The sequence below is a fragment of the Caulobacter sp. GW821-FHT10A06 genome (assembly GCF_059415805.1).
Genome location: NZ_JBWKNY010000006.1, coordinates 345908 through 357645, shown reverse-complemented (window position 1 = coordinate 357645; position 11738 = coordinate 345908). Strand labels below are relative to the sequence as shown.

11 protein-coding genes are annotated in these 11738 nt (G+C 67.1%); 5 read left to right on the top strand and 6 right to left on the bottom strand.

The genetic code is table 11. The features are described from left to right. The first annotated feature begins 21 nt into the window (after nt 1–21). Nucleotides 22–1029, top strand: coding sequence for an HlyD family secretion protein (locus AC07NF_RS19795; RefSeq protein WP_494630228.1), 1008 nt, complete (start codon nt 22–24; stop codon nt 1027–1029). A gap of 56 nt (nt 1030–1085) precedes the next feature. Here the strand turns inward: AC07NF_RS19795 and AC07NF_RS19790 are convergent, their stop codons facing one another. Both AC07NF_RS19790 and AC07NF_RS19785 read right to left on the bottom strand, forming a co-directional pair. Then, nucleotides 1086–1676, bottom strand: a complete 591-nt coding sequence (locus AC07NF_RS19790; RefSeq protein ID WP_494630223.1) for a hypothetical protein — start codon at nt 1674–1676, stop codon at nt 1086–1088. Nucleotides 1677–1760: 84 nt separating this feature from the next. Then, on the bottom strand, nt 1761–2102 hold the full coding sequence (locus AC07NF_RS19785) for an endonuclease domain-containing protein (RefSeq protein ID WP_494630218.1): 342 nt from the start codon (nt 2100–2102) through the stop codon (nt 1761–1763). Nucleotides 2103–2844: 742 nt separating this feature from the next. On the opposite strand from AC07NF_RS19785, the gene AC07NF_RS19780 reads away from it, so the two are divergent. Together AC07NF_RS19780 and AC07NF_RS19775 are read left to right on the top strand one after the other, a co-directional pair. Then, nucleotides 2845–3750, top strand: a complete 906-nt coding sequence (locus tag AC07NF_RS19780) for an SDR family NAD(P)-dependent oxidoreductase (RefSeq protein WP_494630212.1) — start codon at nt 2845–2847, stop codon at nt 3748–3750. A gap of 211 nt (nt 3751–3961) precedes the next feature. Continuing rightward, nucleotides 3962–5260, top strand: a complete 1299-nt coding sequence (locus AC07NF_RS19775; protein WP_494630210.1) for an outer membrane protein transport protein — start codon at nt 3962–3964, stop codon at nt 5258–5260. A gap of 58 nt (nt 5261–5318) precedes the next feature. Here the strand turns inward: AC07NF_RS19775 and AC07NF_RS19770 are convergent, their stop codons facing one another. The 3 genes from AC07NF_RS19770 to AC07NF_RS19760 all read right to left on the bottom strand — a co-directional run bounded on the left by AC07NF_RS19770 (nt 5319) and on the right by AC07NF_RS19760 (nt 7930). Then, nucleotides 5319–6419 (bottom strand): Mrp/NBP35 family ATP-binding protein, encoded by a 1101-nt coding sequence (locus AC07NF_RS19770; protein WP_494630208.1) that lies wholly within the window; start codon nt 6417–6419, stop codon nt 5319–5321. A 118-nt stretch (nt 6420–6537) separates the two neighbouring features. Further along, nucleotides 6538–7038, bottom strand: a complete 501-nt coding sequence (locus AC07NF_RS19765; protein WP_494630204.1) for a group I truncated hemoglobin — start codon at nt 7036–7038, stop codon at nt 6538–6540. 13 nt (nt 7039–7051) lie between these two features. Then, nucleotides 7052–7930 (bottom strand): DUF3034 family protein, encoded by an 879-nt coding sequence (locus AC07NF_RS19760; protein ID WP_494630198.1) that lies wholly within the window; start codon nt 7928–7930, stop codon nt 7052–7054. A gap of 177 nt (nt 7931–8107) precedes the next feature. Between AC07NF_RS19760 and AC07NF_RS19755 the strand changes: the two genes are divergently transcribed. Both AC07NF_RS19755 and AC07NF_RS19750 read left to right on the top strand, forming a co-directional pair. After that, entirely contained in the window at nt 8108–8725 is a 618-nt protein-coding gene (locus AC07NF_RS19755) for a cupredoxin domain-containing protein (RefSeq protein ID WP_494630193.1), read from the top strand. Between the two features lie 7 nt (nt 8726–8732). Further along, the gene (locus tag AC07NF_RS19750) at nt 8733–11075 is read left to right on the top strand and encodes a putative bifunctional diguanylate cyclase/phosphodiesterase (RefSeq protein WP_494630189.1); all 2343 of its coding nucleotides are present in this window, start codon (nt 8733–8735) and stop codon (nt 11073–11075) included. Here the strand turns inward: AC07NF_RS19750 and AC07NF_RS19745 are convergent. After that, nucleotides 11072–11731 carry a hypothetical protein gene (locus tag AC07NF_RS19745; RefSeq protein ID WP_494630184.1) on the bottom strand — a complete coding sequence of 220 codons (660 nt, stop codon included), beginning with the start codon at nt 11729–11731 and terminating at the stop codon, nt 11072–11074. The two genes, AC07NF_RS19750 and AC07NF_RS19745, sit on opposite strands and share 4 nt — an antisense overlap. Nucleotides 11732–11738 lie beyond the last annotated feature (7 nt).

Genomic DNA, 11738 nt, shown 5'->3' with positions numbered 1-11738 from the left:
TTTCCCGGGGGAAGTAAGACCATGCCCGCGTTCCTGCGCCGTCCCGCCTTCTACATCGTCCTCGTCGTGGCGCTCGTGCTCGGCGGCGGCTTCTTCTACATGAAGGGCCAGGCGGCCGAGAAAAAGAAGAAGCTCGAAGCCGCCGCCGCCCAGGAGGAGCCCTCCCCCTACGCCGCCATCGCCCAGGGCAAGGCCGACGTCGAAGGCGGCGTGATCCAGGTGGCCGCGCGCCGCCAGGGCATCGTCCGCGAGGTCTATGTCCAGGAAGGCGACATCGTGAAGATGGGCCAGCCGCTGGCCAAGCAGGAGGACGACGACGTCCGCCTGGCCTCGCAGACCGCCGCCGCCGCCCTGGCCTCGGCCCGCGCCCAGCTGACGCTGTTCCAGGTGCAGCTGCGCACGGCCCAGCGCGAGTATAACCGCCTGCAGAACCTGTCGGCCTCGAACTTCGTCGCCGGCCAGCGCCTGGACGCGGCCCGCGACCAGATCGCCTCGGCCCAGGCCAATATCGGCGCCCAGCAGGCCGCCATCGGCGTCGCCTCGGCCCAGGTCGCCCAGGCCCAGTACAACCAAGAACTGACGATCATCCGCGCCCCGGCCGACGGCCGCATCGCCCGCCGCCAGGCCAATCCGGGCGCCGGCGCCTCGACCCTGAACGTCACGGCCATGTTCGACCTCGAGCCCAACACCCAGCGCATCGCCCGCGCCGAGATCGTCGAGGCCGACATCCCCAACGTGAAGATCGGCCAGGAGGTCGAGATCCAGCCGGAAGGCAATCCCGACCAGACCTACACCGGCAAGGTCCTGCGCCGCGCCGCCGTCTTCGGCGCCCGCAAGCTGGCCTCCGACGACCCCAGCCAACGCAGCGACGAACGCGTCGTCGAGGTGGTGGTCAGCGCCGACGGCGCGCCGCTGCTGGTGGGTCAGCGGGTGCTGGTGAAGTTCATGAAGCCTGGGCAGAAGGCGGGGGTGAAGCGGGATAAGCCGGCGCAGCCGGTGGCTGGCGGGATGACGAAGAAGAAGGCGTAGGGTTCGATCTACGCCAAACCTCAACTGGACGCCGCGCGGACACCTGCGCGGCGTCTTTACTTGAGTAGACGCCCACTCGATCTAATTCGAGCCTCGATGGAGCTAGCCTCGAGGCGATACGTCTGGGCCCACAAGAACAGACCTGCCTGTGCTCGCACCTTGGCGGCAACGTGCAAGGCCCTGACCAAATCCCCCATACGTTGCTCATCGTCCAACTTCAGCCAGTCACGCATTCGAAGGATCGAAATGCTGTGTTCGCTTATCTTCAGGGCGGATACAGTATCGTCCTCTAAGGCAAAAAGTCCCGCGAGCCTCAGTAGTCCGAGCGCCATTTCCCGCGCGATCTGTCCGTATCGTTCTTCGATCTTTGAGAGGCGCAAACGCCGAGCAAATGCCTCTGCGTAAGCTTCTAAAGCTAGTTCGGGCTCACCCAAAGCCTGATGGGCAAAGGCGACTCTATCCCAGCACTCAGCTACGTCTCGGACGCGAAGGAAGTTGTTCGGGTCAGCCTTTAGCAAGCGCCTTGCAAGTGCTAGCGCCTGCTGAAAACTCCACAGGGCCTCTTCGACGTTCTCCTGCCAAAGAAAATGCTCTCCCCAAGTCACCCAACTTTCGAGGGTGCGGTCATGAACATCATTGAAAAGCATAGGTTTGATACCGCTAATCTTGGATACCCTCTCTCTTAGAGAGAGGGAGGGGCCCGCCGCCGAAGGCGGTGGGAGGGTGAGTGGTTACGGCCTCGCCGATCGGAGCGCGGCCAGGATATCGTCGGATACCCCGCCGGGGTCGGTCATCACCCGCTCGTTGCGGAACCTCAGAACGACATATCCGAACCGCTCAAGCGTTTCGGTGCGATCCTCATCATAGTCCTCGCGCCCCTCATGAGCCGCGCCGTCCAACTCCACGATCAGCTTGCCGGCCTCACAGACGAAGTCCGCGAAATAGCGGTCGATCGCGATCTGCCGCATGAACTTGAAGCCGCCGAGGCGGCGGTTGCGGACGAGCTTCCAGAGGGCCTTCTCCGCCAGAGTCTGGTCCTGGCGCAAACGACGGGCGTAAGCGGTCTTGTCCATGGCCGAAGGGTGGCCACAGGCCTCGAGCGGTCTCAACCGAAGGAATCGGGATTTCCCGGCAGTCGGTGAAACCACTCACCCTCCCACCGCTGCGCGGCGGGCCCCTCCCTCTCTCTAAGAGAGAGGGGATTTAGGGTGCTGTACGCTCGGCGTTCGTGAAATCGAATGCAGCGGAATCAAACACTTGTCGATTTTACACCCTGCCCAATCCCCCGCCTTCCCCACCGCCCCATACTAACCCCACCTGACGGCTTGGAAGGGACGTCCGGCCGGCGATCGTGACGGCTGTCAGGGGTGGTCGAGCGGGAAGCGCTCGCCGGGCCTCTTCGGAGGCTCGCCTTCGCGGCGGATCCAGGCGCAGGTTCCCTGAAACATCGGGACGAAGCCCTGGCGGCGACGGCTTGGCGGACGCAGCAGGCGTGGGCTGAAATCGCCCGTGTATTCCGGGACCGGGGTTCGTCGCCTCGGCCCGCCCGTCGGGGGCCTCTTTCGGAAGCGGGTTAAGACCCCGCGCGTCGAGGGCTCACCGGATAACGGCTGCGCGGAGCGCTCTGGCTTCGTCGAAACGGTAATCACTCTCCAACCTCCGGGCGTCGCCCGGGCGCTCCGCTTCCCTTCCCTCGCTTCAGCGGCCGAGCCGCGTGAAGGCGAAGAACCGTGCGTGCGGAGCTCCCCTTGACCTCCCCTCTCCCGCGCCGCACAAACGGCGCAAACCAAACACGCGTTTGAGGAGACGACGGGCATGACGGACATCCGCTTCGACGGCAAGGTGGCGATCGTGACGGGGGCCGGTGGCGGTCTGGGCCGGCAGCATGCCCTGGAGCTGGCGCGGCGCGGCGCCAAGGTCGTGGTCAACGACCTGGGCGGCAGCGTCGACGGCTCGGGCGGCTCGTCCGAAGCGGCCCAGAAGGTCGTGGCCGAGATCGAGGCCTTCGGCGGTGAAGCCATCGCCCACGGCGCTTCGGTGACGGATGACGCCGGCGTCGCGGACATGGTCAAGACGACCATGGAGAAGTGGGGTCGCATCGACATCCTGATCGCCAATGCCGGCATCCTGCGCGACAAGACCCTGACCAAGATGGAGCTGGCCGACTTCGAGCTGGTCATGCAGGTGCACGTGTTCGGCACCTTCAAGCCGATCAAGGCGGTCTGGGACATCATGAAGGCCCAGAACTACGGCCGCATCGTCGTCACGACCTCGTCGTCGGGCATGTACGGCAACTTCGGCCAGAGCAACTACGGCGCGGCCAAGATGGCGGTGCTGGGCCTGATGAACACCCTCAAGCTCGAGGGCGCCAAGAACGACGTGAAGATCAACGCCATCAGCCCGGTCGCCGCCACCCGCATGACCGAAGGCCTGATGCCGCCGGAAGTGCTGGCCAAGCTGGCTCCGGAATATGTCACGCCGGGCGTCGTCTACCTGGCTTCGGAAGAGGCCCCGACCGGCGCGATCCTGACCGCCGGCGCGGGCGCCTTCGCCCTGTCGCGCATCTTCGAGACCGAGGGCGTCTATCTGGGCGAAGGCGGCCTGTCGGCCGAGGAAGTCCGCGACAGCTGGGACAAGATCACCGCCGAGGACGGTCAGAAGGCCTACTTCAACGGCGGCGAGCAGGGCCAGAAGTTCTTCCGCAAGATGGCTGGCGGCTAACCTTAGGTAAAGCGCCAGAATTCGGCCCATTTTGACAGAACAACGATTGATGCGGGGCCTTTGCGGCCCCGCTTCTTTAACAAAACCGACAAAATTGCTGTTCAGGACAATTTATAGCAACGCTATTTGAATGAGTACGTTAAAGGCGGCGCTCCTCGAGCGTCACCTGACGTTCGGCGGGCCTCTTCCTCCCCAAGAAGGTCGCTGTAAAATGTCTCTCTCGCGTAACAGCCTCGCCGCCGGCGTCGCTCTGCTGGCGCTCGCCGCCGCTACCCAGGCCTCCGCTTCGGCCTTCTACCTGCAGGAACAGTCGGTGCGCGGCACCGGTCGCGCCTATTCGGGCGAAGTCGCCGACAAGGGCGTCGGCAGCCTGTGGTGGAACCCCGCCGCGATCGCCGGCATCGAAAAGAGCGAAGCCGTCTTCGGCCTGAACATGATCCAGGTGAATTCGAAGGTCACCAACAACGGCTCGACGATCACCCGCCCGGTGCCGCCGGCCGGCGTGACCACCCCGATCGGCGGCGCGGGCATCGCCTACGACCCGATCAATGACGGCGTCGTGCCGAACGGCGGCGTCGCCTTCAAGATCAACGACAAGCTGTCGCTGGGCGTCAACATCGCCGCGCCGTACAACTTCACCACCGAGTACAACGCCGACAGCTGGACCCGCTACGATGCGCTGAAGTCGCATCTGCGCACGATCAATGTCGACGGCGTCGTGGCCTACAAGGTCAACGACCTGATCGACCTGGGCGTGGGCGTCACCGCGCTCTACGCCGACGCCGAGCTGACCAACGCCCTGCCCAACATCTCGCCGCTGCAGCCCGACGGTTCGCAGTCGCTGAAGGGCGACGGCTGGGCCTATGGCTACACGGTCGGCGCGCAGATCCACCCGTCGTCGGCGTTCACGATCGGCGCCAGCTATCGCTCCAAGATCGACCAGAAGCTGGACGGCACCGTGAAGGTCGCCGGCCTGCTGGCCCCGATCCCGGCCGCCAACAACTTCACCGTCGATGGCCAGGCCAAGATCACCCTGCCCTGGATCGCCAACCTGGGCGCCCGCTGGGCCGTGAACGACCAGTGGACCCTGAACGCGTCGGTCAGCCGCGTGGGCTGGGGCGAGTTCGACGCTATCCGCGTCAGCTTCCCGGGCTCGGCGACGACCAACGTCCAGAACTACAAGGACGTGACCACCTACGCCGCCGGCGTCGACTACCAGGCCTCGCCGCGCCTGACCCTGCGGGCCGGCGTCCAGTTCGACCCGACCCCGACGCCGGACGTCGGCCGCACCGCTCGCGTGCCGGACGGCGACCGCATGATGTACGCCGCCGGCGCCACCTGGGCCGCGACCGACAACATCAAGCTGGACGCTGCCATCAGCTACATCAGCTTCGACGACACCAAGATCACCCGCGACGACCTGACGGCGACCAGCTCGACCGTCCGCCTGCGCGGCGACGTGACGGGCTCGGCCGTCGTGATGTCGCTGGGCTCGCGCTTCAGCTTCTAAGGCTGACGCAAGACTGAAACGAGAAGCCCGCCCGGAGCGATCCGGGCGGGCTTTTTGCTTAGTGGATGACCGACTTCCAGAGCGTCTGGGCCGCCGCGACGAACACTTCCGCCGCCTGGCCCTTGGGCTCGGAGATCACCGCCGGCACGCCTTGGTCGCCGCCGACGCGGACGGCGATCTCGATCGGCACGCGGCCCAGCAGCGGGGTCTTCAGGCGCTCTGCCTCGGCCACGCCGCCGCCTTCGCCGAAGATCGGGATCGGGGCGCCGGTCGAGGGATCGGCGAAGAAGGCCATATTCTCGACCAGGCCCAGGATCGGGGTGGCGGTCTTCTCGAACATCGCCGCGGCGCGACGGGCGTCGATCAGGGCGATCTCCTGGGGCGTGGTCACCAGCACGACGCCATCGATGCGCAGCTTCTGCACCAGGGTCAGCTGGACGTCGCCGGTGCCGGGCGGCAGGTCGACGACCAGCACGTCCAGCGGCGCGGCCTCCGAGCCCCAGGCCACGTCGTGGATCATCTGGCGCACGGCCGACGAGGCCATCGGCCCGCGCCAGATCATCGCCTTGCCCTCGTCGACGATGAAGCCGATCGACATCAGCTTGACGCCATGGGCTTCCAGCGGCTGCAGCTTGTCATTCTCGAACAGCGGATCGCCGTCGACGCCCATCATCTTGGGCGCCGAGGGGCCGTAGATGTCGGCGTCCAGCAGGCCCACCCGCAGGCCCATCTTGGCGAAGGCGACAGCCAGATTGGTCGAGACGGTGGACTTGCCCACCCCGCCCTTGCCCGAGGCCACGGCGATGACGTGGCGGACGTGTGCGGGCTTTTCGGCTTCAGGCGGCGGGACGACGCGGGCCTGCGGGTCCTCGGTGACCTTGGCGCCCTTGCGCACCCGGGTCGCGCCCTCGGCGGCCTGGGCGGTCAGCACGACCTGGGCCTGCTCGACGCCGGGCAGAGCGGCCAGAGCCTTCTCGGCGGCGTCGCGGATCGGGGCGTAGGACGCGGCTTGGCTGGCCGGGACTTCCAGCATGAAGCCGGCGCGGCCGTTGCGGACGACAAGGCCCTGCACCAGGCCGGCGGCGACCAGCCCCTGCCCGCTCGCCGGGTCGACGATACGGTCCAGCGCCACGCGGGCGTCATCGAGGGTTGCGGTCACGGGAAGGCCTCCAGTCAGGAGGGCCTCATATCCGCGTGACCGCCAGTCATTTCAAGCGCCTTAGCGATTACGAGCACGTCGAGCGGCGAAACCGCTTCGCACTTTCGCCTACGCGCTCTTAGCGCTCGACGATGTCCTTCTGCTGCGGGGCCAGCTTGGCCAGCAGCTTGTTCTGGGCGCCGAACGGCACGCCTTCCTTGTCCATCGCGAACTGCAGGTTCTCGATCAGGGCGTTCATGTCGCGATTGGTCGTGCCCTGGTCCTTGTGCGAGTCCTTCATGTCGCGGCCGGTGTAGTCGCAGCCACCGCCCAGGATGTAGCAGAACTGCTCCTTCAGGGTCCGCTTCAGGCGCACCTTGTCGGCGGCGGCGAAGAAGTCCTTGATCCGGGGATCGGCGAAGTTGCGCTCGACCAGGGTCTCGACGATGCGGTCGATGCCGTCCTTGCCGTGGAAGGCCTCGAACACCTTGGCGTCGGTCATCGGCGTCGCGCCGGCATTGGCGTTCGACTGCTTGTAGGCGTCGACCGGCTTCTCGCCGGGCGGCGTGGCGTCCTGGGCGAAGGCCGAGCCGGAAAGGGTCAGGGCCGCGACGGTGGCGAGCACGAAGATCTTTTTCATCGGCGCGGTCCTCTTAGAAGCTGGCTTGCAGCGACAGGTAGAACCCGCGCTGGTTCTTGAAGGTGGCGATGTCGCCCAGGTCCACATAGGCCCCGGTCACCGACAGATGCTTGTTCACGGCATAGGCGACGAACAGGTCCTTCCAGTCGTCTTCCTTGGCGAAGCCCAGGTTGCTGGGCTTGGTGCGGTACTCGGCCCCCACCACCAGGCGCTTGCTGAGCAGATAGCCGGCCGAGCCCTCGAACTGCGGCTTGTAGCTGTCGCCCTTGTCGCCGCCGAAGCCCAGCAGGCCCGACTGGTTGGCCTTGGTCAGGCGCACCGTGCCGTTCAGCACCAGCGACTGGTTCAGCAAGAGCTTGGTCGCCGCGACGTAGAAGTCGACGCCGCTGTCCTTCTTGGCGCCGACGGCGCGGACGATGGCGTCCTGGCTATTGTCCTTGTACTGCGCCCCGACGCTGACCTGCGGAATCCAGGTGTCTTGAGTGTAGACGGCGTCGCCCAGCACCCGGACCTTGGCGCCCAGCACCGTCTGCTTGAAGGTGAAACCCTTGCCCAGGCCGAGCTTCGCGCCCGTCGCGCCGGTGTCGAACTCCTGGCGGGCGGCCGACAGCTCGACGCGGTCATGCCAGCCGACGGCGGCGCCGTAGGTGCGCAGGCTGTAGTCCTTGACGTCGACATAGGTCCCGTGGACCTCGCCGCCGACGCCGTGATCGGTCTCGCCGCCGGCGATCACGGCCCAGGTCGAAAGACCCCCGCCCGCGCTGCCCTCGACGGTGCTGACACCGTGGGTCAGCAACAGCTTGCCGCCGGTCTCGATCTCGCCGGCCTGTGCGCCCGATGCGCATACGGCCAACAGGGTCGCGGCGATCGCCGCGCTCGAAAGTCGCTTCATAGCCCCCTCCTAAAGAGAGCCGGCGACAAGCCCCACTCGAGCGCCGACGAGCGGGACCGTGACCGCGAAGCTTTTACAGAGGGTTTCCAAGTAAATGCCGGATACCCGAAACAGTGTCGCACCCCGTGTCGCACCCGTTAACGCGCATTTCACCCCGCCACAGCTAGAAAAGGCGCCATGAAACGTCTCGCTCTACTTCTGATGGCCATGCTTTGGGCGGCGCCAGCCATGGCGGGTGATTTCACCGTCACGGTGCGCGGCGTCGACGGCAAGCCCGTGCCCGACGCCGTGGTCATGGTCTATCCGAACGGCCAGCCGACCAAGGGTCCGATCAAGTTCCCCTGGCCCTACCGCGTGGCGCAGCAGAACATCCAGTTCACGCCGTTCATGCTGGTGGTCCCGGTCGGCGCGGACGTGGCGTTCCCCAACCTCGATAAGGTCCGCCACCACGTCTACTCGTTCTCGGCGGGCAACAAGTTCGAGATCAAGCTGTACGGCCACGAAGAGAACCGCACCGCCAAGATGAGCACGGTCGGCGTCGCCGCCATCGGCTGCAACATCCACGACCAGATGGTCGGCTTCATCCGCGTGGTCGACACCCAGTACGCCGGCAAGACCGACGCCAACGGCGTGGTGACGATCCAGGACGTCCCGGCCGGCGCCATCAAGGCCAGCGTCTGGCACCCGTACATGCGGGCCATGAAGAACGAAAAGACCCTCTCGACCGCCAGCGTCGGCACCGGCGCGGCCCGCGAGCAGGTCTCGGTCGAGCTGCGCGCACCGGCGGGGCGCTGAACCGCCAATGTTCAAGCGCCTACAGACCAAGCTCACCGTCCTCTACGCCGGGCTGTTCGCCCTGGCGCTTAGCCTGGTGGCCGTGACGGTCTATGTGGCGATCGCCAAGAACGCCCAGCGGGCGGTGCGCGAAGAGATGGCCGCGTCGGGCACGGTGTTCGACCGCATCTGGGCCCTGCGCACCCAGCGCCTGCACGACGGCGCCGAACTCTTGTCGCGCGACTTCGGCTTCCGCGCCGCCGTCGCCACCCATGACCGTCCGACCGTGGAGTCGGCCGTCGCCAACCTGCGCCAGCGCCTGGGCCTGGACCTGGCCTTCACCGTCGGCGTCGACGGCGAGGTGGTCGGCGTCGATCCGGCCCGCCTGAACATCGAGAAGCTATGGAGCGCCCTGGACGCCGAGGACGGCGCGCAAGGCGTCTTCGCCATCGACGGCAAGCCCTACCAGCTGATTTCGGCCCCCATCCTGTCGCCGACCCTGACCGGCTGGATCGTCTTCGCCGCCAAGCTGGACGAGCCCGAGATGCAGGCCCTGGAGACGCTGTCGGCCATCGGCCTGGACGCCCAAGTCTTCGACCAGCGCGGCGACCAGTGGGTCTCGGCCGACACCGGCCCCGCCAACAAGCCGCTGGCCGCCTTCGTGGCCAAGGCCATGCATGACAAGCTGCGCGCCCCGGCCCTGCTGCGCGGCGGCGCCGACAGCCTGGTGCTGGTCAAGCCGATCCGCACCCTGGACAAGACCTCCGGCGCGGCCCTCGTGCTGCGTTATCCCGTCGCCCAGGCCATGGCGCCCTACCAGCCGCTGATGGCCGCGGTGCTCGCCGTCGGCCTGATCGGCGCGGCCCTGGTCGCCGCCGCCAGCTGGGCGCTGTCGCGGGGCCTGGCCAAGCCCATCACCGCCTTGGACGTCGCCGCCAGCCGCCTGCGCGACGGCCAGGACGTCAGCGTCGAGGTCACCACCCAGGACGAAATCGGCCGCCTGGCTCAAAGCTTCAACCAGATGGCCTCCGAGATCCGCGAGCGCGAAGCGGAGATGATCCGCCAGGCGCTGCACGACGGCGAGACCGGCCTGCCCAACCGCCGCGCCCTGGAGCGCGCCATCCAGATGCGCCTGGCCGACCTCGAGCCCGGCGAGCAGGTGGTGATCAGCGCCATCGGTTTCGACCGCTTCCCGCAGGTGCGCGCCGCCATCGGTTACGAGCTGGCCACCAAGCTGGTCGCCAAGCTGGGCCGCCGCGTCACCGAGACCGTTCCTGGCGTGATGGTCGGCCGCCTGACGACCTCGATCCTCTGCACCGTCTCGGCCACCAAGGACCTGGATAACGTGCTGAGCCGCGCGGACGGCCTGCTGGCCGGCCTGGAGGCTCCGATCCTGATCGGCGGGGAACCGGTCGACGTCCACATCACCCACGGCCTCGCCGCCACGCAGGCCGATGGCGCGGACGCCGGCCGCCTGATCGAACGCGCCCTGATCGCCCTGGACCAGGCCCGCGCCGCCCACAAGAAGCTGATGGTGTTCGACCCCGTCGCCTATGGCGACCCGGCCGCGAACCTCTCCTTGATGAGCGAGATGCTGGAAGCCGTCCGCAAGGGCGAGCTCTATCTGAACCACCAGCCCAAGCTGGACCTGCGCAACGGCCGGATCACCGGCGTCGAGGCCCTGGCCCGCTGGAACCACCCGACCCGCGGCTTCATCCGCCCCGACCTGTTCGTCGGCATGGCCGAGGAGACCGGCCATATCCGCGCCCTGACCGACTATGTCCTGGGCCAGGCCATCGAGGACCAGGCCCGCCTGCGCAGCGCCGGCCACGACGTGCTGATGTCGGTCAACGTCTCAGGCCGCCTGATCGACGACCACGCCTTCGCCGAGCACGCCATCGCCCAGGTCGCCGCCTCGGGCGCCCGCCTGTGCTTCGAGATCACCGAGACGGCCGTGATCGGCAATCCCGATGTCGCCCTGTCGGTTCTGGACCGCCTGGCCGAGGCCGGCATCCCGGTGTCGATCGACGACTATGGCTCTGGCCTATCGTCCCTGGCCTATCTGAAGCAGATCCGCGCCGACGAGCTGAAGATCGACAAGGCCTTCGTCATGACCCTGGAGGCCGGCGGCAAGGACGCCCTGCTGGTCAAGTCCACGGTCGACCTGGCCCACAGCCTGGGCATGAAGGTCACCGCCGAGGGCGTCGAGACCCGCGAAGGCCTGGCCGTCCTGCAACTGATGGGCTGCGACCTGGCCCAGGGCTACCACATCGCCAAGCCGATGGGCCTGGACAAGCTGGTCGACTTCCTGGGCGAGTGGTCGATCGAGCTGCCGGCCGAAATCTCGGACAGCGAGAAGCGTCGGGCCTAGTTCGGCTTGGGCGGCGCGTAGCACCTTTCCACATCGAAGAAGATGTCGGAGCCGCCGGACGAGCACTGCGGCCGGACTGACAGCGCGATGCGCGCATAGGTGGTCGCATAGCGCCAAGGCAGTTCCGGACTGCCGCAGCCGGCAAGCGCATAGTGGGAACCCTTGGCGTCGAACGTCCCGACGACCATGCCGCCGCCGTGGCAGATGGGCGGCGGAGCCGGCGGCGCCTTGGCGTATTGCTTCATGTCCGCGACCCAGGTCTCGTACTTGGGAAACGCGTCCTCGGCCGCTTGCTCCTGGGCCATGAGGTCGCTCCACGCGGTGCTCGGAAGCTGGCCCGTCGCGACCACCGCGCCTTTCACGGCGACGGTCATCTCCACACGCCCGTCAGCCAGGCGCATGAATTCCATTCCGACCGGGCCGACAAATCCGTAGGCGTTTTCGTAGGCGATCTGGCGTCGCTCACCGCCCGCCAGCAGCGCCCGCTTGAGAGGCTGCAGCCCCGAAGCCCCCAGGCGTTGCAGATGCCAGGACTCCGCCTTCGCGTGACCTTGCTCGAAAGCGCCGCGCGACAGATCCGGTTTCTGGGCCAGCGCGGACGCGGGGACCAGAGCCAGCGCGAGAACCAGGACCCTGAAGCGCACGCCATCCTCCATCGCAGGC

Bases quoted from the DNA above. Each gene is read 5' to 3' on its own strand.
- AC07NF_RS19745 (WP_494630184.1), bottom strand. From the start codon at position 11,731: ATGGAGGATGGCGTGCGCTTCAGGGTCCTGGTTCTCGCGCTGGCTCTG.
- AC07NF_RS19760 (WP_494630198.1), bottom strand. From the start codon at position 7,930: ATGAAGCGACTTTCGAGCGCGGCGATCGCCGCGACCCTGTTGGCCGTA.
- AC07NF_RS19785 (WP_494630218.1), bottom strand. From the start codon at position 2,102: ATGGACAAGACCGCTTACGCCCGTCGTTTGCGCCAGGACCAGACTCTG.
- AC07NF_RS19750 (WP_494630189.1), top strand. From the start codon at position 8,733: ATGTTCAAGCGCCTACAGACCAAGCTCACCGTCCTCTACGCCGGGCTG.
- AC07NF_RS19765 (WP_494630204.1), bottom strand. From the start codon at position 7,038: ATGAAAAAGATCTTCGTGCTCGCCACCGTCGCGGCCCTGACCCTTTCC.
- AC07NF_RS19790 (WP_494630223.1), bottom strand. From the start codon at position 1,676: ATGCTTTTCAATGATGTTCATGACCGCACCCTCGAAAGTTGGGTGACT.
- AC07NF_RS19755 (WP_494630193.1), top strand. From the start codon at position 8,108: ATGAAACGTCTCGCTCTACTTCTGATGGCCATGCTTTGGGCGGCGCCA.
- AC07NF_RS19780 (WP_494630212.1), top strand. From the start codon at position 2,845: ATGACGGACATCCGCTTCGACGGCAAGGTGGCGATCGTGACGGGGGCC.
- AC07NF_RS19775 (WP_494630210.1), top strand. From the start codon at position 3,962: ATGTCTCTCTCGCGTAACAGCCTCGCCGCCGGCGTCGCTCTGCTGGCG.
- AC07NF_RS19795 (WP_494630228.1), top strand. From the start codon at position 22: ATGCCCGCGTTCCTGCGCCGTCCCGCCTTCTACATCGTCCTCGTCGTG.